Raw genomic sequence first — 19,112 nt, 5'->3', positions numbered from 1 at the left:
TTCTTAAAAAAATCAAGCGATTAAAACTAAAGACACTATTTTTACGTTTATATTTTTATACCAAATCAGTAAAAAATGAAATCTACCTACAAAATTGCACTATTATTATTTTTATGCGGATTCGCTTTTCAGAGTTGTCAAGACAATGATGATGTAGCCACAGGACCTAACGACATAGAAATTCAAAACTTTATATGGAAAGGTTTAAATCAATATTATTTATGGCAACCCGATGTGCCTAATTTAGACGAAAAAAAATATGCCTCGCAAGATGAGCTAAACATTTTTCTTAAAGGCTTTCCCGTTCCTGAAGAATTGTTTCAAAGCTTACTAAATAAACCCTCAAGCCTATATCCTGACCCTACACAAGCTATAGATAGATTTAGCTGGATTGTTAGTGACTACCTAGAACTTGAAGGTCAATTACAAGGAACTACAAAAAACAACGGAATCGATTTTGGACTAAGTCTTGTATCTAATGATAGTGATGACGTTTATGGATATGTACGTTACATTATTCCAAATTCAGACGCTGCCACAAAAAACATCTTACGTGGTGAAGTATTTTATGCAGTTAACGGTACAAAACTTACTAGAAGCAATTATTCTAATTTGCTTTTTGGATCATCAGAAAGTTATACTTTAAATTTTGCTACCATTAGTACTGACGCAAGCAGTAATACTGTAGTCACTCCTAATGGCAAATCTATTGATTTGACTAAAACGGTCTTAAATGAAAATCCTATACTGATTAATAAAATCATTAATGAGGGTTCCCACAAGATTGGTTATTTAATGTACAACGGATTCTTTTCAAATTATGACAGCCAGTTAAACAATGCTTTTGGTAGCTTGATAGGCGTGACTGATTTAGTACTTGATTTGAGATATAATGGAGGTGGATCAGTAAATACGGCTACACAATTAGCGAGTATGATTACAGGGCAATTTAAAGGTCAAACATTTTCTAAATTGAAATGGAACGATAAAAACAGTGATAACAATACTAATTATCAGTTTGTAGACCCTGCAAGCATCAACAGCCTTAACCTTACTACTGTATATGTTTTAACTTCTAAAAGCACCGCATCAGCAAGTGAAATGATCATAAATGGTCTTAAACCGTACATCAAGGTAGTCCAAATTGGAGACCTGACTTATGGTAAAAATGTAGCTTCGCGAACATTATATGATTCTCCCACTTTTGGTTCTTCTAATAGAAACCCAAACCACCGTTACGCTATGCAGCCTATTGTTGCACACATTGTAAACTCAGTTAACTTTGGCGATTACCTTGGTGGCTTAACTCCTGATTATTTATTAAAGGAAAAGATCAGTACTTTAGGTATATTAGGTGATAGAGACGAACCTTTATTAAGTACTGCGATTGGAAAAATAACAGGAACTGGTAGAATGATCAAACAAAACAAAGAAAAAGGTATAGAATACTTTACCGATTCTAAAGCATTGAATCATCAAAACCAAATGTACATTGAAAATACAACTGAAAGTATTTTGAAAGATTTGGACTAAAAATAATCATCCTTTTTAAAATAAAAAAGCCAGTGAATTTTCACTGGCTTTTTATTTATCCTTTTGAAATACCACTTTCAAAGAACAGTAACAGGACTATAAACCTATTAATTAGTTATTATCGTAAAAACCATTTGGTCCTCTACCAACATTTACTGATTTTAATACTACTCCTTTATCATTGTAAACTGTAACAACACCATCAGCTGTAAAGCCACTAGCATCAGCTGTATAAATTCTACCATCAATTGCAGCAAAACCATAAAATGTAGAATAGTTATTATCCGCTACTGTTAATAAAGCCGTTTCACTAAAGCTTGCTGCATTTAAATCCATTACATAAACTCCTACTCCACTTGTATAATAGATTTTAGATCCATCGATATCCATATTGTAAGAATCCTTTAACGTAGTTGATTCAAAAGAAGTAGCAACATCTGTAGTAGTATTAATTTTGAATAATTTAGATTTATCACTGTTACCACATAAAACATAAACCATATTACCAGCAGCTTCTATTGAATTAATTCCTTCTTCAACAGTAATTGTCGTTGCAACAGTATTTGTAAGTGGATTAATAACTGTCACTTGGTTTCCAGAACCATAAGCACCATTCATTACATACAACTTTCCGTTTGCAGCAACAATACGTTCATCAGTTTTATCCAAAGCTATAGATGCGATGTATTCATAAGTGTTAGCATTATAAACAGTAACAGCTTTAGAAATAGCATTTGTAACGTATAACTTACCCTCTAGAACAACACTATAACGTGGGTTCTCTAGTTTTTCAGTAATAACCCCTAAATTTTCAAATGTATAACGATTTACAACCCTAACTTCATTAGAATTATTTACAACGATAAAAGCTTTATCCCCGAAAAAACTCATTGATTGCGCAACATCTCCTAAAACCGCTGTAGTGTTTACAGCGTTAAAAATATCATCTTGAAAAACAGATAAATCGTTTGATAAAAAAGATACTGAAGCATTTGGCGTTCCAAAATTCCCTTCGTTCAAAATAAAAACACCGTTGTCATAAACTCCCGCAGGGTTATTGTCATCTGAGTCATTATTGCTACAAGAAGTGAATAAAAAAGCAGATGCTAGAATTCCTAAATAAAGATTTTTTAATTTCATTTTTTAATAATTAAGGTTTAAATAAAGTGTTAAATTCCTACCCGGCATGTAACGGCTAGGCAACGTTTGATAATTTTTGTTCCAAAGGTTTCCTGCCTTTAGACCCAATTTAAAAGTATTTTTTTTGCTAAAATTATAGTCTACGCCAAGGTTTGAAATGGAGTAACCGTCTAATACATATTTGGGATTATTATCCGAAGTTGTAAAAACCTCCCCATTATATAAAAATTGATAATAAGCAGCTAGTTTTTTACGACTATAAGATAATGAAGCTGTTAGTTTATGATAAGGAACATAAAAAAGTTGTTTTTGTGTTCTTTCATCTTTGGAATTAGTATAAGAATAAGTTCCACTTAAATCAAAATTGTGTTCTCTAAAATTCTTGCGCCATCCCAGCAGCACTTCGGCTCCGTATATAGTAACTTTATCTGTATTTATTGGCGACCAATCTCCTGAGTTCGTAGGCAACCACCGAATCATATTATCAATTTTTGAAAAATATCCTGTGACTGTAAATCGAACTTTTTTATAATTAAATTCGTTTCCCACCTCAAATTGATATGCATTCTCTGGTTTTAAATCAATGTTTCCACTTCCTACCCAATACAAATCATTAAAAGTTGGAATTCTATAATTCCTTGACAAATTGAATTTTAGTTCATAAAGCTTCGAGAAATTATAGTTTGAACCAATAGAAAAAAGCACTGGACTTTTATAAACATCTGAAAATTCCTTACGAACACTTCCTTCATAATTCCATTTTTCACTAAGAAAATGTTTCCAAAAGAAACTCACTCCTGCTATTTCTCTGCTACTTTCTCCAATTCCTGAACCCTGACCTTTATTACTGGTATAATCTATAACTGTAGTCGCTTTAATATTTTCGGCTAGTTTAAAATCTAAATTGTATTTAGCAATAAAACTTTTTACACCACCCGAAGTAAAACCATCTCTTTTAATGTCTTCAAAATAGCTGTAATGCTCTGTGATATAAGCCAGTTTCAAATCGGTATCAAATTTGCCAATAGCACTACTCCACGTTAGTAAATTTCGAATATTATAATCTTGATATTTAGTTTTAGTAGCATTAGGAGATGTTAACGAAAAATGGCGTTCTCCATCATATATTTCGCTATAGAATTTAAGGCTATTTCTAGTATTTATTTTGTACCCAAAAGCTACATCAAGAGTATTATTGTAATATTCTCCATTACTATTTCTGCCGTCTTTTTTTACAAATTTAAAATCATTGTCTGAGCTGTTGCGACTAAAGCTTGCATCAAAACTAATTTTATTTGTTGCAGCTGTAATCCCATAAGTAGCACTCAAAGTATTAAAATCGCCATAGTAAATTTGCAAATCGTTTTTAAAAGAATCTGTAAATTTTAAATCATTATTTAAATGAATAGTACCACCTATAGCACCACTTCCATAAACAATACTACCACCACCTGCTTTTACATCAATCGAGTTAAAACCACGCGTAGAAACTGTATTAAAATCTGTTTGCCCTAGTAATTGCGAATTGATATTGATTCCGTTCCAAACCACAACAGTTTGTTGCGCAGTAGTTCCCCTAAATGAGGGAGAGGAAACCATTCCTAAACCGTTTTCTTTAAAGTAAATAACGGTATTATAATTTAATAGTGATGTTAGCGAAGCTTGACTTCTACTTATCAAAGTATCACTTAATCGCTGAATGGATTGGGTGTTCGAGAAAGTCTTTAATTGTTTGTCTGACACAATAACTTCCTTAAGTCTATTAATAGTATCATGCTGCCCCAAAACACATTGGCACAAAAGCAAAAAGAAGTATAAAAAAAGTTTATTTCTAGTCATAATTTCTGAACTCTTTTTCCCGAGAGTTCGATATTTGTTAAGAAAAAAGGCAGGTCTCCTGGCTTGCGTCTTGTTGTTTACCTTCCCGAGAAACTGAAAATTTCAGTTAACTTAGTGGTTTTGTAGTAACAACAAGCATAATAGCTTACAGTTGCGGGAACAGCTTAGGTCTTGAACCTAATTCCCTTTTAATGTGATTTTTGAAAAAAATAGTATCACAACCTCAATTCGAGTGCAAATATAGAATAAATGAAAGATATTATCGAAAATCCCGCTAGAATTAACCTTAATAAAAAACATAAACACATAAACAGCATATATACAGATAATTACAATGCTAGCTATCCTTATCTTTCTTTTTAGAAAGTTTAATAATTAGCCAAGCAAAGCCGACAACAAAATGCAAAATAATAATGCCTGCCACAATATAAATAAAGGTATTTGAATTATCTCTCATCGTTTATTTTTTAAGTAAAACTACTTCATTCTTATGGAAAAAAATGTATCAAATATCACACAAGTCTATTTTTATTAAAACAAAACAATACTTTTGTAAAAAAATTAGATTTATGAAATTCGTAAAAAACACAGCATTCTTCTTTCTAATTTCTATGTTGTTTATCCAATGTAAAAAAGAAGCTCCTCTTGAAATTAATTCAGTTGTAAAGAATGAAATTCAATACGCTAAAGGATTCGAAATCTATAAATATAAAGGCTTCTCATTACTTAAAGTGACGCAACCTTGGCCTAACGCAACAGCTAGTTTTACTTATATTTTAAAAGAAAAAAACGCAATCATCCCAGACAGCTTAAAACAATATGCAGTTGTAAATGTTCCCATAAAATCGATAGTGGTAACCTCAACAACACACATTCCATCGTTGGAAATTTTAGGCGTAGAGAACAGCTTGATTGGTTTTCCAAATACCGATTATATTTCGTCTGAAAAAACCAGAAAAAACATCGACGCAGGAAAAGTTCGTGAAGTAGGAAAAAACGAAAACCTAAACACCGAAGTACTTATTGATATTGCTCCTGATGTCATTGTAGGTTTTGGACTCAGCAACAGCAATCCGTCGCTAGATATTTTACAAAAAAGCGGACTTAAAGTGTTGTTTAATGGTGATTGGACAGAACAGTCTCCACTAGGAAAAGCCGAATGGATTAAATTCTTTGGTGCCTTATATGGTCTTGATCAAAAAGCGAATACTACTTTTAAAGAAATTGAAAAAGAATATAAAACAACCCTTGCATTGGTTCAAAATACAACTACAAAACCTACTGTACTTTGTGGTGCTATGTACCAAGATCAGTGGTATGTACCTCAAGGTGAAAGCTGGGCTTCTTTGTTTTTAAAAGATGCTAAAGCAAATTATTTATGGGCAAATACAAAAGGAACCGGTGGTTTAGCATTACCTTTTGAAGTTGTTTTAGAAAAAGCCCAACAAGCTGATTTCTGGATTGCTCCAGGAGACTATGTTACATTAAAACAACTATCAGACAGTAATCCCCATTACGCTGAATTTGAAGCTTTCAAAAATAAAAAAGTATATTCTTATGCAATTCATAAAGGTGCAAAAGGAGGGATTTTATTTTTTGAGTGGTCGCCTACTCGTCCTGACTGGGTTTTAAAAGATTTGATTAAAATCTTACACCCTGAATTATTGCCTAATTATACGCCACACTTTTACCAACAATTACAATAATTTGAATCCAAACAAACGAAATAGCATTCTTTTTATAAGCTTAGCACTGGCTGTTGTAGCGCTTTTTGTCGTTAACATTAGCTTAGGCTCAGTTTCGATTCCGTTAAAAGAAGTATTTAAAAGCTTAACAGGCACTATTGCCTCTAAGGAAAGTTGGCAATACATCATTGTTAACTACCGTTTACCTAAAGCTATTACGGCTGTTTTAGTAGGAATGGGACTTGCAACTAGTGGCTTGTTAATGCAAACATTATTTAGAAATCCGCTTGCGGGACCTTATGTTTTAGGACTGAGTTCAGGTGCTAGTTTAGGTGTCGCCATGATTATTCTTGGCGCGTCTTTTTTGCCTGCTTCTATTGCGAGTTTTTTACTTTCATCATACGGAATTGTATTAGCATCTAGCTTAGGAAGCTTTCTAGTTTTATTAGCCGTACTGATGGTTTCTTTTCGATTAAAAGATACTATGGCGATTTTAATTGTAGGACTTATGTTTGGTAGTTTAACAAGTGCTATTGTAAACACTTTAACTTATTTTAGTACTGCCGAAGAGTTGCAAAAATTCACTTTCTGGTCCTTAGGAAGTTTGGGTAATTTATCTTGGACATCCATTCTTATTTTAGCAATAGCTGTTTTAACAGGCTTAGCACTAAGCTTACTAAGTATAAAATCATTAGACGCCCTTCTTTTAGGAGAGAACTACGCTAAAAGCATGGGCCTTAATTATAAAAAATCCCGATTAATTATAATTCTTGCCACAAGTATCTTAGCCGGTAGCATCACAGCTTTTGCAGGACCTATCGCTTTTATTGGGCTGGCGGTACCACACATTGCTAAACTTGTTTTTCAAACGAGTAATCACACGGTTTTATTCTGGAGCACCTTGCTTTTTGGAGCAATTATTATGTTAATTTGCGATAGTATCTCTCAAGTTCCTGGCCATGATTTCAACTTGCCTATTAATGCCGTAACTTCTATTTTTGGTGCCCCCATTGTAATTTGGTTGTTAGTGCGAAAAAAGAAAATGATGGGGTAATCCTTCCTCCTAAAACACAACTAATGAGTTCCACTATTCTTTGCACTTCAAATTTAAGTATTGGTTATAAAACCAAGAACAACAATACGGTTATTGCCCAAAATTTGAACTTAAATTTCAACGAAGGCAAATTAATTGCTTTAATTGGCGCAAACGGAATTGGGAAATCTACGTTATTAAAAACACTAACTGGAATTCAAAAACCACTTGCAGGAAAAGTAACCATCAACGGAGCGGATATCCATAAAATGAACCCTGCGCTTTTAGCACTAAATTTAAGTGTTGTGTTAACCGAAAAATTACCACCAAGTAATTTAACAGTCTTTGAATTGGTCGCATTAGGGCGTCAGCCTTATACCAACTGGATTGGTAAATTAAGCCCTACTGATATTGCTAAAGTAAACGAAGCGATGGAACTTAGCCAAATCACGCATTTAGCAAATAAAAAACATTACGAAATTAGTGACGGACAACTACAAAAAGTACTTGTAGCTCGTGCCTTAGCTCAAGACAGTCCCATAATTATTCTTGACGAACCCACTACACATTTAGATTTATTGCATAAAGTAGCGCTATTTAAACTCTTAAAAAAACTAACGCAAGAAACCAATAAATGCATCTTATTCTCGACACACGATATTGATATGGCCATCCAGTTAAGTGACGAGATGATCTTGATGACTCCTGAAAAAATAAGCCAAGACATACCTTGCAACTTTATTCAAGATGGTAGTTTTAACCGTTTATTTCAAGATGAAAACATTGTATTTGATAGTCAAAAAGGCAAATTCATCATTAGCTAACACCTTTTTTATTTAGGAGCATTTTCCAGCTATTCGCTATATTCCCTATAAAAAACTACGGCAAAAAAGCCTTGTTTTTCAAATAGGGCGATGCCGCTGCTATCTGGGCTAGGCAATTTGTAAACCCAAACTATTTCAGTTCTATTTGGCGTTTTGCTTCCCCAATTACAAAAGCAACTGAATTCGCAATATTAAAACTCCTAATATTTTCAGACATTGGGATTTTTAAATGATTCTCAAATTGCTTCAAAACCTCTTCATTCAATCCTTTACTTTCTTTACCAAAAACCAACCAATCTCCATCTTGAAATTCGATTTCTAAATATGATTTTTCGGCATGGGAGCTCATCAGGAAAACTCGGGATAAATCAGGAATTTGAGCTTTCCATTCGGCTACATTTTGATATTCGGTTACATCAAGGTGTACCCAATAATCCAAACCTGACCGTTTTAAATTTTTATCATTGATCACAAACCCAAAAGGATGAATTAAGTGCAATCTACTTTCTGTTCCTACACACAACCTTCCTATATTTCCGGTGTTGTTAGGTATTTCGGGTTCTACGAGAACGATATTCAACATAACTAGCTAATTTTTTTAATGGATAAATTGTTAAAATGAATGTTAAAAAGTTTAATAATTAAACTCGTCTACAGCCAATACTTCCCCAGCCTTTAAGGTCTGCAAATGCACGTTTCCTATGCGTACACGAACCAATCTTAATGTAGGAAAACCCACGGCAGCTGTCATTTTACGCACTTGTCTAAACTTACCTTCATTAACGGTAATAGAAGCCCAAGTTGTTGGACCATGACGCTCATCCCTAATTTTCTTAGCTCGTGGACCAAAATCTGGAATTTCATGAATCAAGCGGGCATCACATTTTTTAGTGGTATACTTCCCGCCATCAAAACCTATTTCAACTCCTGCTTTCATTATATCAATCGCTTCCTGTGTAATCACACCATCTACTTGTACAAAATATTCTTTATCAACTTTTTTAGAACGAATAATTTCACTCATTTTACCATCAGTGGTCAATAAAAGTAATCCTTCTGAATCTTCGTCTAATCTACCAATAGCCATTGTGCCTTCTGGGAAATCATGTAATTCACCAAGCAGTTTTTTCTTTCGTTTTAACTCATATATAAATTGACTCAAATAACCGTAGGGCTTATGAAGTATAAAATGGGAATGTGCCATAAAGAAATTTAGAATAACATTTTAAAAGGCAAAGATAACGTTGTTTTAATAGTATCAAATAGTCTTTAGAACATTAAACTACATCTAAAAGCTTTGATAATTAATTCAAAACATTTCATATTAACAGTCTATTAAACACAAAAAGTCTTGTAAACTTTTCTCAAAAAAGCATAACACTCAAGAGTAAGTATTGTAGTAATTTTAAATAAAAAATAAACATCATGGAAAATAACAATTCAAATAACGACAATAAGGATACAAACAAAGGATTTAGCGACAAACACATTGACAAAGATGTAAAATCACAAGACTCGCTGCTAAATAAAGAAATTGAAGTCGATAAAGACGGTAAAGAAAGAGTGGTCGATAGAGCCCGAAACGTAGATGGTTCAATAGCCTCAATTCCAGACGAAGAAAGAACTTGGAACGAAAATGAAAGTATGAGCCGCGGTGTAATCACTGAGGAAGAAGCTATGAATACTGTTGAAAATGAAGATCGAAATTCAGATATCACCGCTAAAAGGTATCCTAATTCACATCTTGATAATCATAAAAACCGAGGGAACATGAAACTCAATGAGGAATAATTAATCGTATAACAAACCAAAAATGGGTATAAAAACAATTGTTTTTATACCCATTTGTCTTTAATAATAGTTAAAAACTCAAAGTTTATTCTTTTGTAATTCTTTTGGGATATTTTGGTGATACTTATCGTGGACATTTGCAACAGTAAAACAAATAAAAACTTAACACAAGCATTATGAAAAGACATTTCTTAACAATTATCGCATTAGCATTTACTTCATTATCAATCGTTTCATGTTCTAGTGATGATACCGAAACTGTTACAGTACAAGTTGACTCTACGCAACCTACAGGACAATTTACAGCAACACAAACAGGTACACTGACAGCTCAAAATGGCACACCTACTGCTGGGAAAATAGAAATAGGAACCGACACATCAAACAATACGTTTGTACATTTAGGTTCTGATTTTACTACTGAATTAGGTACTGGTACAGCAACCATTTACTTGTCTAAAACAGCAACATTTACTGCAAGTCCAGGAACTGGAAATCCAGATTTAAAATTAATTGGTATCGTATCTCAAAATGGTGAGGCTTTCTATAAAGTAAACGGTACAATACCAACTGATTTACAATATGTAATTGTATGGTGTGGTTCTGCAAACATACCTTTTGGAAACGGAAAATTACAATAGATTATAGTTAATTAAAAGGGCATCAATTATAAAACTGATGCCCTTTATTAAAATTAAGAAAGTCATGAAAAAAACATTTTACCTTACTTTTATAATCGCACTAGTTTTCACCACACTATCTCAGGCGCAAAGTGGTTGGACAAAAGCAAAAGGCACCTATTTTTTTAAACTAGATTATAGTTTTTATAACGCTACCGATTTTAGAAACATAGATGGAGACAAATTAAAAACAAGTGAGTTCACACAAAATCAAATTGCACTCTATGGAGAATACGGAATTACTGATCGTTTTACGGTCGCAACATTTGTACCTCTTTTTAAGCAAAACAGTTACGAAACCACTAATAAAGTAAGTGGTTTTGGTGATGTGAAATTAGAACTGAAATATGCGCTATTGCAAAAATCGTTTCCGTTATCGATAAGTGTCTCTCCTGAATTCCCTACTGGAAAAAAAGAATTATTTGCTAAAAACAAAAGCAATCCGTTAGATCAAATTAACCTTCCTACTGGAGATGGCGAATTTAATGTTTGGACTACGCTGGCTGTTTCGCACTCTTTTTCTCCAAAAAATCTTTACGCGAGTGCTTACGGAGCATTTAACTACAGAACTAAATACCAAGAGAGGGATTTTCAAAACCAATTACAATTTGGTGCTGAAGTAGGTTATAAATTCTTTGATAAATTATGGGTAAATTATAAAATTTCTATTTTACAAGGAGTTGGAAAAGACCCCCAAATAGCTGATTTTATCCGTGGAGACGGAACTAGCTACACCGGAATATCACTTGGAGGAATGTATGAACTCAATAAAAACTTTGGGATTACAGCACAATACTTTAATTCTAATAGTGCTATTGTGAAAGCCAAAAACGTGTATGCAAACAATATCTTGTCTTTTGGGATTGTATATCAAAAGAAATAAACAATACTCGCTATTTTTTTTTATAAAAAAGCCAACATTACTTCTGAATAAAGTGTTCTTATAACGCTTTGTTCAGATTTTTTTTGATAAATACGCCAAGCATCTATATTATACCTATTTTTACTTTCAAATAAAAAAAGTTATAATGTCTACTATGTTGCCTTCATTTTTGATCCTGTTTATTATTGCATTAGCGATAGGAATTTTCATTGGAAAACTTATTTTTTCTGCGCGATTTCAAACTGAAAAAATAAGTCTTGAAGAAAAACTATTAGCTCTGAACACTCAAATTCATCAATTGAAAGAGCAAATTAATTTTGAAAAAGTCGCTTTCGAAAAAAAAATTGAAACAGCCAATATAGATAAAGAAACAATCCGAAATGAAAAAGATAGTTTTGCGATTCAGCTTTCTAAAAAAGAAGCCGATTTTGAGAATCTCTGGGAACGAAATAAAGAACAACGAGACGAAGTAGATAAATTACAGCAAAAATTCACCAAAGAATTTGAGAATCTTGCTAATAAAATATTAGAAGAGAAATCGAATAAATTCACAGAACAGAATAAGGAAAACATGAAAAACATCTTATCTCCGTTGCAAGATAAGATTCAGTTATTTGAGAAAAAAGTCGAAGATACCCACAAAGAAAGCATTGATTATCATGCAGCTTTACGCCAACAGATTATTGGTCTCCGCGAAATGAATATTCAAATGAGTAAGGAGACTATCAACCTGACCAAAGCACTAAAAGGGGATAGTAAAATGCAAGGAAACTGGGGCGAACTTGTTTTAGAACGTGTTTTAGAAAAATCAGGTTTAGAAAAAGGACGCGAATATGAAGTCCAGCAAGCCTTTACAACCGCAGAGGGCAACCGCGTATTCCCAGATGTAGTGATTAATTTACCTGATGGTAAAAAGATGATTGTAGATTCAAAAGTATCCTTAACTGCTTATGAAAAATTTAGTAATGAAGAGGATGATGATCTAAAAGCGACTTATTTAAAAGAGCACGTACTTTCTATAAAACGCCATGTAGAACAATTAGGAAATAAAAATTACCACGATTTATATCAAATTGAAAGCCCTGATTTTGTACTGCTTTTCATTCCTATAGAACCTGCTTTTGCTTTGGCTTTAAGTCAAGATGTTACGCTCTACAACAGCGCTTTCGAAAAAAACATTGTTATAGTTACTCCAGCCACATTATTAGCTACTTTGCGCACGATTGATAGTATGTGGACCAATCAAAAACAACAAGAGAACGCTTATGAGATTGCCAGACAAGCTGGTGCCTTGTACGATAAGTTTGAAGGTTTTGTTGCAGATTTAATTCGGTTAGGAAAAAAAATTGATGAAAGTAAAACCGAATATAATGGTGCAATGAATAAGCTTGTAGAAGGAAAAGGAAACCTCATTACCAGTGTAGAAAAATTAAAAAAAATGGGTGCAAAAGCTAAAAAAGCCCTACCCGAAAAAGTAATACAACGAGCAGAACAAAACGAAAACCAATTATAATTTGACCCAAATGAAAAAATTTTTCACGATTACTTTAGGAATAATTATCCTTTCAACGATAAGCTATTTTAGTTTTATCTACTATGCAACGTATAGTGATGGTGTACGCTCAGGACATTTAATAAAAATTAGCCACAAAGGGATGCTCTTTAAAACTTGGGAAGGAGAAATAAGTCAAGGCCTTTCAGGATCACAAATTTTTTCATTCTCTATTTTAGACAAAGACAAACAAGTTATTGAGGATTTAAAAAATTTAGAAGGGCAATACATAAAACTTAATTATATTGAACGCTACAAAACATTTCCTTGGTGGGGAGACACCAAGTATTATGTTACAGAAGTCCACAAAGAAAATTCTCCTTTTAATTCAAAATAAATATGAACCATACTTTTAAAACAGTAGCCTGCTCAAATATCAGTATTTCAGAGCTAATGCTACCTTCACATACCAACTTTAGCGGAAAAATTCACGGGGGATATATACTATCTTTATTAGATCAAATTGCATTTGCATGCGCCTCAAAATTTTGCGGTAATTATTGTGTAACAGCATCTGTAGATACCGTCAACTTTTTAAAACCTATTGAAGTAGGAGAATTAGTTACGATGAAAGCAAGCGTGAATTATGTGGGAAAAAGCTCGATGATTATAGGCATTCGAGTAGAAGCAGAAAACATTCAAACAGGACATATCAAGCATTGTAACTCGTCTTACTTTACAATGGTATCTAAAGACAGTACTGGAGCAAATGCAAAAGTTCCAGGCTTAATATTATCAAACTTAGAAGAAGTTCGTCGGTTTTGTAATTGCTTGAAGCAAATTTCGCTTAAAAAAGAGAAAGACCGTCACGAAGAAAACTTCAATTACAGTTCAATAGAAACATTAGCAAGTCTAGAAAAATACAATATTCGTGTAGAATTAGGGTAAATTTTTTATCAAAAATAAAACGAGAGGGTCTGAATTATTTTGTCCTCTTTTTTTATGGAAATTAATCTCGTAAAAACCTATCTATCAGTAGTTTTATTTGTAACTTTAAGAGAACGATAAAATAAAATTTTATGAACAGAACACTACTCCTATTTTTATTATTTTTCTCCAATACAATACTAGCACAAGATAAAATCACAACTTCAAAGGGAACTATTGTATTTGAAGCATCTGTAGCATTTTTTGAAGCAGTTACCGCCAAAAATGATCAAGTTCATTGCGTTTTAAACGCTCCAAAAGGACATATCAGTTTCATAGCATACATACGTGAATTTCGTTTTGAAAGAAGCTTGATGGAGCAACATTTTAATGAAAATTATTTAGAAAGCGATCGGTACCCTAAGGCTACTTTTAAAGGAATTATTGAAAAGTTTGATTTAAAGAATATTACCACTACTTCAAAGACAAATTATATAAAAGGTAAAATTTACATTCATGGTAAGTCAAAAGGGATTCGTGTTCCAGCGAGTATCGTTAAAACGAAAACTGGAATCAAAATCACAACTAATTTTAGTTTGAACACTGATGACTTCAAAATTGAGATTCCGTTTATGGTGAGAAATAAAATCGCAAAAGAAGTGAATGTATCGGTTGATATGGATTTAAAATAATTTCATTATATCGATTTACGCAACGCTTCTTCTATATCATTTACTTCAAAAGAAAATCCTGTTGCTAAGAGCTTATCTGAAGTAACTCGTCTGCCAGTTAATACAATTTTTGACATTTCGCCCATTCCTAATTTGATTAAAAAAGCAGGGACGTTAGGCAACCATATTTTATAACCATATACTGCTGCAAAAACCTTAGAAAATAAAGCATTAGTAGTGTCATCTTTTAAAGCGACATTATATGGTCCTTGCATGGATTCGTTATTAATCGCTGCATAAAAGGAAGCGCACAAATCATCAATGTAAACCCACGGCATGTATTGTTTACCTGAACCTAAAGCAGAACCCAATCTATACTTAAAAATAGGATTTAACTTCTTTAAAAAACCATCATTTTTACCCAGTACTAATCCTGTTCTAATTTTTACGGTACGAATTCCTAAAGCTCCAATAGTATCTGCGGCGGCTTCCCATATTTGACATGTTCTTCCTAAAAAATCATTTGCCGGCGACGTATTTTCTGAACAAACCTCTTCACCATTTAAAGCACCATAAATACCAATCGCAGAAGCTGATATAAAACCATCCAGTTTTTTATTGTTTTCTTGCAAAACAGTATGAAGCAATTTAATTGACAATTCTCTACTGTCTACAATAGCCCGTTTCCTTTTTGCCGTCCAGCGTTCACCTGCTATATTCTCACCTGCAAGATGCACAATATAATCAGCATTGAGTATGGATTGTTCTTCAATGGTTTGTTTTTTTACATCCCAAGTATAATAGAACACATCTTTAGCATTTGTACGTTTAGTTCTACTTAATATAGAAACTGAAAATCCTTTACTTAAAAGCAATTTTGTTAAGCTTCTACCAACAAATCCAGTACCTCCCGTTATTAAAACATTCTTTTTCATAGGTTTAAAATTTAAGCTCTAACAAAGATACAATTATTTTTGTTTAACTTTAACGTATTATTGTTAAACAATTTATTATCTTTATACTCTCATTTAAAAACAAATAAAATGGCAACTAAGAAAACCCAAATATCAAAGGACAAAATAGTTTCACTATATATGGACTATACATTGGAACACAATGAAAAGCCAAAATCAGTTTATTTATTCTCGAAGGAGAACAATTTCGCTGAATCAGAATTCTATAGCTTCTTTGGAACCTTAGAAAGTATTGAAAAGGAAATTTACAAAATATTTTTAGAAAAAACGGTAACACTTTTACATAATGACCCTAATTATCCTGAATACGATATGAAGAGTAAAATGTTAAGTTTTTATTTTACTTTTTTTGAATTATTAACTGCAAATAGAAGCTATGTAAGTCAAAGTCTAAATTCAAATAAAAACCAGCTTAAAAACCTAACGCAATTGAGTAGTTTACGTACTGCATTTTTAGAATATGTAGTTACTATAATTACTGACGATCAGCGCATCAAAGTGGAGAAACTTCAAAAAATGCAAGAAAAAGCATTGCAAGAAAGTTCCTGGATACAGTTATTAATGACAATGAAATTTTGGTTAGAAGATGATTCAGCTGGATTTGAAAAAACTGATATTTACATTGAAAAGTCGGTGAAACTAAGTTTTGAATTAATGAACATCGCACCTATTGACAGCCTAATTGATTTTGGGAAATTTATGTTTAAAGAAAAAATGCAAAAAAAATAATGAAAACGATAGACTACATACCTACCTCTAAAATTGAGAGAGCAACGAAGCTAGTGCAAACAGGTGCAAAAGTTGGCGTTAATTACTTGAAATATTACGGCGAAAAAATAGTAAATAGCGACTTAACTCGTGATAAACTAAATGAAGACAACGCCGAAGACATTTACGATGGTTTAAAAAGTTTAAAAGGAAGTGCCTTAAAAGTAGCACAAATGCTTAGCATGGATAAAAACTTTTTACCACAAGCTTATGTGGAGAAATTTTCATTATCTCAATTTTCTGTACCCCCATTATCAGCTCCATTAGTTTTAAAAACCTTTAAAACAAACTTGGGAAAAACACCTTACGAGATATTTGATGAATTTGATGCTAATTCGGTCAATGCAGCAAGTATTGGTCAAGTCCATGTTGCAATGAAAGACGGAAAAAAACTAGCCGTAAAAATTCAATATCCTGGTGTCGCTAATAGTATTTCATCTGATTTGGCTTTAGTTAAACCTATTGCAATTCGCATGTTCAACCTGCAAGGAAAAGATTCTGACAAATACTTTAAAGAAGTAGAAGATAAATTAATTGAAGAAACAAATTATATTTTAGAACTAGAACAAAGCCAAGCTGTAGTTGTGGCTTGTAAGCAAATACAAAATCTTGTTTTCCCTAATTATTACCCTGAATTTTCATCAGAGAAAATAATTACAATGGACTGGATGACTGGTGTGCACTTATCTGAATTTAAAAACACTAATCCTGAAATAGCTAACAAACTAGGGCAAGCATTATGGGATTTTTATATGTATCAAATTCATATTTTAAAGAAAGTACATGCTGATCCACATCCAGGAAATTTCTTGGTAAGTGATAAAAACGAATTGGTTGCACTGGATTTTGGTTGTATGAAAACAATACCAAATGAATTCTATGTTCCTTATTTTGAATTAATAAATGAGAACGTAATTAACGACCCTAAATTGTTTAGTGCTAAATTATTTGAATTAGAAATATTGAGAGCAGATGATTCTAAAGAAGAAATTGTTTATTTCACTCAAATGTTTCATGATTTGTTGTCGCTTTTTACAAAACCATTTCAATCAGCAACATTTGACTTTGCCGATGAAGCTTTTTTTAAAAGTATTGCCCAGCTAGGAGAACGCTTTTCAAAGGATACTAATCTTAGAAAAATGAATGGAAACCGAGGTTCTAAACATTTTATTTACATGAATAGAACCTTCTTTGGTCTTTACAACTTAATGTTTGATTTGAAAGCTAAAATAGTAGTTAACGAATACCAAAAATACAATTCATGAATACAACCCTAAATGACATTGACAAAGACCGAATTATTGAAATGGCATGGGAAGACCGTACAACCTTTGAAGCTATACAAATGCAATTTGGATTAAAAGAGCAGGAAGTTATTGACTTAATGCGTACCGAAATGAAGCCTTCCAGTTTTAGAATGTGGAGAGCACGAGTTCAGGGCCGTAAAACAAAGCATGAAAAATTACGTGAATTTGACAAGGGCCGTTTTAAATGTAGCCGTCAAAGACAAATAAATAACAATAAGATTTCGAAGAGATAATACTAAAATTATGAAAAACATTTTAATTATAGGCGGTAGTAAAGGAATAGGAAATGCTATTTTATTGCAGCAGTTAGAACATAATAAAATCTACAATATTAGTAGAAATGCTCCTGAGATAACTCATGCTAACCTAACCCATTTTTCTTTAGATGTTTTAGAGCAAGAGCTTCCTGAAATTGAAAATATTGACACAATAATTTACTGTCCTGGTTCTATCAATTTAAAACCAATAACAAGTTTAAGTATCGAAAATTTTAGAAACGATTTTGAAATCAATGTTATAGGAGCAGTAAAAGTCATTCAAAAATACCTAGCCGTTTTAAAGAAAGGGAATAATCCATCTATCGTTCTTTTCAGTACTGTGGCTGCCAAGTTAGGAATGCCCTTTCATGCTAGTATCGCTACTGCAAAAGCTGGAGTGGAAGGATTAGTAAAATCATTAGGAGCTGAGTTAGCAAGCACTGTACGCATCAATGCCATTGCCCCTACTATTACAGATACTACATTATCCGCAGGAATATTACGCAACGATCGCATGAAAGAAAACATGGTGGAACGACACCCTATGAAAGGCTATTTACAAGCTAGTGAAGTGGCTGATATGGCTGATTTTTTAATCTCAGATAAAGCAAAATCAATTTCAGGACAAGTATTTGAAATGGATTACGGAATTGTATCATTCAAAATATAACCAATATATACCACCACTTTAAAAAGTGAATCACAACCATGAAAAATTACGAAAAAAAGGAATTATATAATTCTGAGGCAACCACAGCAATTGCTGACAACTATAGAAAAATAATTATAGGCATAGGCGAAGACGTAACTAGAGAAGGATTAGAAAAAACACCAGAGAGAGCTGCAAAAGCAATGCAATTTTTAACGCACGGTTATGATCTAGATCCTTTAGAAATATTAAAGTCGGCTTTATTTACTGAGGATCACAGCCAAATGATTGTGGTAAAAAATATTGAAGTATATTCTATGTGTGAGCACCACATGCTTCCGTTCTTTGGAAAAGCACATGTTGCGTATATTCCAAATGGTAAAATAGTAGGTTTAAGTAAAATTCCTAGAATTGTAGATGCTTATGCACGTAGAATGCAGGTACAAGAAAGGTTAACTGACCAAATCAAGGATTGTATTCAAGAAGCATTAGAACCTCTTGGTGTAGCTGTGGTTATAGAAGCACAACACATGTGCATGCAAATGCGTGGTATTGAAAAGCAAAATTCATTTACAACAACTTCTTCTTTTACAGGTGCATTTGAAAAAAACAAAACCAGAAAAGAATTCATCAGTCTGATTTCAAACAAATTGAGCTAA

At 32.8% G+C, this 19,112-nt stretch carries 21 protein-coding genes and 1 riboswitch; of the genes, 16 read left to right on the top strand and 5 right to left on the bottom strand.

Translation table 11 applies throughout. From position 1 onward, the window contains the following. Positions 1–75: 75 nt before the first annotated feature. Positions 76–1,533, top strand: coding sequence for a S41 family peptidase (locus HNP99_RS08430; protein ID WP_173852929.1), 1,458 nt, complete (start codon positions 76–78; stop codon positions 1,531–1,533). Positions 1,534–1,644: 111 nt separating this feature from the next. Here HNP99_RS08430 and HNP99_RS08425 read toward each other — a convergent pair whose 3' ends face one another. After that, positions 1,645–2,673: a YncE family protein gene (locus HNP99_RS08425; RefSeq protein ID WP_173852928.1), complete on the bottom strand. Its 1,029-nt coding sequence runs from the start codon at positions 2,671–2,673 to the stop codon at positions 1,645–1,647. A gap of 3 nt (positions 2,674–2,676) precedes the next feature. Then, entirely contained in the window at positions 2,677–4,512 is a 1,836-nt protein-coding gene (locus HNP99_RS08420) for a TonB-dependent receptor plug domain-containing protein (protein WP_173852927.1), read from the bottom strand. A 31-nt stretch (positions 4,513–4,543) separates the two neighbouring features. Then, positions 4,544–4,753: riboswitch (cobalamin riboswitch) on the bottom strand. Between the two features lie 328 nt (positions 4,754–5,081). Between HNP99_RS08420 and HNP99_RS08415 the strand changes: the two genes are divergently transcribed. Genes HNP99_RS08415 through HNP99_RS08405 form a run of 3 tightly spaced genes read left to right on the top strand, consistent with a single transcriptional unit; the run spans position 5,082 to position 8,054 of the window. Continuing rightward, positions 5,082–6,218 carry an ABC transporter substrate-binding protein gene (locus tag HNP99_RS08415; protein ID WP_173852926.1) on the top strand — a complete coding sequence of 379 codons (1,137 nt, stop codon included), beginning with the start codon at positions 5,082–5,084 and terminating at the stop codon, positions 6,216–6,218. A gap of 1 nt (position 6,219) precedes the next feature. Continuing rightward, positions 6,220–7,251, top strand: coding sequence for an iron ABC transporter permease (locus tag HNP99_RS08410; RefSeq protein WP_173852925.1), 1,032 nt, complete (start codon positions 6,220–6,222; stop codon positions 7,249–7,251). A gap of 23 nt (positions 7,252–7,274) precedes the next feature. Beyond that, on the top strand, positions 7,275–8,054 hold the full coding sequence (locus tag HNP99_RS08405; RefSeq protein ID WP_173852924.1) for an ABC transporter ATP-binding protein: 780 nt from the start codon (positions 7,275–7,277) through the stop codon (positions 8,052–8,054). A gap of 130 nt (positions 8,055–8,184) precedes the next feature. On the opposite strand, the gene HNP99_RS08400 is transcribed toward HNP99_RS08405, so the two are convergent. Both HNP99_RS08400 and HNP99_RS08395 read right to left on the bottom strand, forming a co-directional pair. Beyond that, positions 8,185–8,637 carry a tRNA (cytidine(34)-2'-O)-methyltransferase gene (locus HNP99_RS08400; protein ID WP_173852923.1) on the bottom strand — a complete coding sequence of 151 codons (453 nt, stop codon included), beginning with the start codon at positions 8,635–8,637 and terminating at the stop codon, positions 8,185–8,187. Positions 8,638–8,688: 51 nt separating this feature from the next. Beyond that, the gene (locus HNP99_RS08395; RefSeq protein WP_173852922.1) at positions 8,689–9,258 is read right to left on the bottom strand and encodes a pseudouridine synthase; all 570 of its coding nucleotides are present in this window, start codon (positions 9,256–9,258) and stop codon (positions 8,689–8,691) included. A 221-nt stretch (positions 9,259–9,479) separates the two neighbouring features. Here HNP99_RS08395 and HNP99_RS08390 point away from each other — a divergent pair, with 221 nt between their 5' ends. The 7 genes from HNP99_RS08390 to HNP99_RS08360 all read left to right on the top strand — a co-directional run bounded on the left by HNP99_RS08390 (position 9,480) and on the right by HNP99_RS08360 (position 14,519). Further along, positions 9,480–9,845: a hypothetical protein gene (locus HNP99_RS08390; protein ID WP_173852921.1), complete on the top strand. Its 366-nt coding sequence runs from the start codon at positions 9,480–9,482 to the stop codon at positions 9,843–9,845. A 176-nt stretch (positions 9,846–10,021) separates the two neighbouring features. Beyond that, a complete protein-coding gene (locus HNP99_RS08385) occupies positions 10,022–10,486 on the top strand; it encodes a DM13 domain-containing protein (RefSeq protein WP_173852920.1) in 465 nt (154 codons plus the stop codon). Between the two features lie 64 nt (positions 10,487–10,550). Further along, positions 10,551–11,408: a transporter family protein gene (locus HNP99_RS08380; protein WP_173852919.1), complete on the top strand. Its 858-nt coding sequence runs from the start codon at positions 10,551–10,553 to the stop codon at positions 11,406–11,408. A gap of 145 nt (positions 11,409–11,553) precedes the next feature. After that, a complete protein-coding gene (locus tag HNP99_RS08375) occupies positions 11,554–12,921 on the top strand; it encodes a DNA recombination protein RmuC (RefSeq protein WP_173852918.1) in 1,368 nt (455 codons plus the stop codon). Between the two features lie 10 nt (positions 12,922–12,931). Then, positions 12,932–13,297: a 6-phosphogluconate dehydrogenase gene (locus HNP99_RS08370; RefSeq protein ID WP_173852917.1), complete on the top strand. Its 366-nt coding sequence runs from the start codon at positions 12,932–12,934 to the stop codon at positions 13,295–13,297. A gap of 2 nt (positions 13,298–13,299) precedes the next feature. Beyond that, positions 13,300–13,848, top strand: coding sequence for an acyl-CoA thioesterase (locus HNP99_RS08365; protein ID WP_173852916.1), 549 nt, complete (start codon positions 13,300–13,302; stop codon positions 13,846–13,848). A gap of 131 nt (positions 13,849–13,979) precedes the next feature. Then, complete coding sequence (locus HNP99_RS08360) at positions 13,980–14,519, top strand: YceI family protein (RefSeq protein WP_173852915.1); 540 nt, start codon at positions 13,980–13,982, stop codon at positions 14,517–14,519. A gap of 5 nt (positions 14,520–14,524) precedes the next feature. On the opposite strand, the gene HNP99_RS08355 is transcribed toward HNP99_RS08360, so the two are convergent. After that, positions 14,525–15,433 (bottom strand): TIGR01777 family oxidoreductase, encoded by a 909-nt coding sequence (locus HNP99_RS08355; RefSeq protein WP_173852914.1) that lies wholly within the window; start codon positions 15,431–15,433, stop codon positions 14,525–14,527. Between the two features lie 108 nt (positions 15,434–15,541). On the opposite strand from HNP99_RS08355, the gene HNP99_RS08350 reads away from it, so the two are divergent. From HNP99_RS08350 to folE, 5 genes are read left to right on the top strand one after another with little or no spacing between them, the layout of a single operon-like run. Continuing rightward, on the top strand, positions 15,542–16,201 hold the full coding sequence (locus HNP99_RS08350) for a TetR family transcriptional regulator C-terminal domain-containing protein (protein ID WP_173852913.1): 660 nt from the start codon (positions 15,542–15,544) through the stop codon (positions 16,199–16,201). Next, positions 16,201–17,505, top strand: a complete 1,305-nt coding sequence (locus HNP99_RS08345) for an ABC1 kinase family protein (protein ID WP_173852912.1) — start codon at positions 16,201–16,203, stop codon at positions 17,503–17,505. Before HNP99_RS08350 ends, HNP99_RS08345 begins: the two co-directional genes overlap by 1 nt. Continuing rightward, positions 17,502–17,780: a TIGR03643 family protein gene (locus HNP99_RS08340; RefSeq protein WP_173852911.1), complete on the top strand. Its 279-nt coding sequence runs from the start codon at positions 17,502–17,504 to the stop codon at positions 17,778–17,780. The genes HNP99_RS08345 and HNP99_RS08340 overlap by 4 nt, the downstream gene beginning before the upstream one ends. Before the next feature lie 10 nt (positions 17,781–17,790). Further along, on the top strand, positions 17,791–18,474 hold the full coding sequence (locus tag HNP99_RS08335) for an SDR family NAD(P)-dependent oxidoreductase (RefSeq protein WP_173852910.1): 684 nt from the start codon (positions 17,791–17,793) through the stop codon (positions 18,472–18,474). 38 nt (positions 18,475–18,512) lie between these two features. After that, entirely contained in the window at positions 18,513–19,112 is a 600-nt protein-coding gene (folE, locus tag HNP99_RS08330) for a GTP cyclohydrolase I FolE (RefSeq protein ID WP_173852909.1), read from the top strand.

The organism is Flavobacterium gelidicaeli (assembly GCF_013294005.1).
Taxonomy (GTDB): domain Bacteria; phylum Bacteroidota; class Bacteroidia; order Flavobacteriales; family Flavobacteriaceae; genus Flavobacterium.
This window is presented reverse-complemented; position numbering and strand designations above follow the sequence as displayed.

What these genes read in the sequence shown, in the direction of transcription:
- HNP99_RS08420 (WP_173852927.1), bottom strand. Translation starts at nt 4,512, where the DNA reads ATGACTAGAAATAAACTTTTTTTATACTTCTTTTTGCTTTTGTGCCAA.
- HNP99_RS08365 (WP_173852916.1), top strand. Translation starts at nt 13,300, where the DNA reads ATGAACCATACTTTTAAAACAGTAGCCTGCTCAAATATCAGTATTTCA.
- HNP99_RS08415 (WP_173852926.1), top strand. Translation starts at nt 5,082, where the DNA reads ATGAAATTCGTAAAAAACACAGCATTCTTCTTTCTAATTTCTATGTTG.
- HNP99_RS08375 (WP_173852918.1), top strand. Translation starts at nt 11,554, where the DNA reads ATGTCTACTATGTTGCCTTCATTTTTGATCCTGTTTATTATTGCATTA.
- HNP99_RS08350 (WP_173852913.1), top strand. Translation starts at nt 15,542, where the DNA reads ATGGCAACTAAGAAAACCCAAATATCAAAGGACAAAATAGTTTCACTA.
- HNP99_RS08395 (WP_173852922.1), bottom strand. Translation starts at nt 9,258, where the DNA reads ATGGCACATTCCCATTTTATACTTCATAAGCCCTACGGTTATTTGAGT.
- HNP99_RS08400 (WP_173852923.1), bottom strand. Translation starts at nt 8,637, where the DNA reads ATGTTGAATATCGTTCTCGTAGAACCCGAAATACCTAACAACACCGGA.
- folE (WP_173852909.1), top strand. Translation starts at nt 18,513, where the DNA reads ATGAAAAATTACGAAAAAAAGGAATTATATAATTCTGAGGCAACCACA.
- HNP99_RS08390 (WP_173852921.1), top strand. Translation starts at nt 9,480, where the DNA reads ATGGAAAATAACAATTCAAATAACGACAATAAGGATACAAACAAAGGA.
- HNP99_RS08405 (WP_173852924.1), top strand. Translation starts at nt 7,275, where the DNA reads ATGAGTTCCACTATTCTTTGCACTTCAAATTTAAGTATTGGTTATAAA.
- HNP99_RS08385 (WP_173852920.1), top strand. Translation starts at nt 10,022, where the DNA reads ATGAAAAGACATTTCTTAACAATTATCGCATTAGCATTTACTTCATTA.
- HNP99_RS08345 (WP_173852912.1), top strand. Translation starts at nt 16,201, where the DNA reads ATGAAAACGATAGACTACATACCTACCTCTAAAATTGAGAGAGCAACG.
- HNP99_RS08355 (WP_173852914.1), bottom strand. Translation starts at nt 15,433, where the DNA reads ATGAAAAAGAATGTTTTAATAACGGGAGGTACTGGATTTGTTGGTAGA.
- HNP99_RS08335 (WP_173852910.1), top strand. Translation starts at nt 17,791, where the DNA reads ATGAAAAACATTTTAATTATAGGCGGTAGTAAAGGAATAGGAAATGCT.
- HNP99_RS08340 (WP_173852911.1), top strand. Translation starts at nt 17,502, where the DNA reads ATGAATACAACCCTAAATGACATTGACAAAGACCGAATTATTGAAATG.
- HNP99_RS08360 (WP_173852915.1), top strand. Translation starts at nt 13,980, where the DNA reads ATGAACAGAACACTACTCCTATTTTTATTATTTTTCTCCAATACAATA.
- HNP99_RS08425 (WP_173852928.1), bottom strand. Translation starts at nt 2,673, where the DNA reads ATGAAATTAAAAAATCTTTATTTAGGAATTCTAGCATCTGCTTTTTTA.
- HNP99_RS08430 (WP_173852929.1), top strand. Translation starts at nt 76, where the DNA reads ATGAAATCTACCTACAAAATTGCACTATTATTATTTTTATGCGGATTC.
- HNP99_RS08370 (WP_173852917.1), top strand. Translation starts at nt 12,932, where the DNA reads ATGAAAAAATTTTTCACGATTACTTTAGGAATAATTATCCTTTCAACG.
- HNP99_RS08380 (WP_173852919.1), top strand. Translation starts at nt 10,551, where the DNA reads ATGAAAAAAACATTTTACCTTACTTTTATAATCGCACTAGTTTTCACC.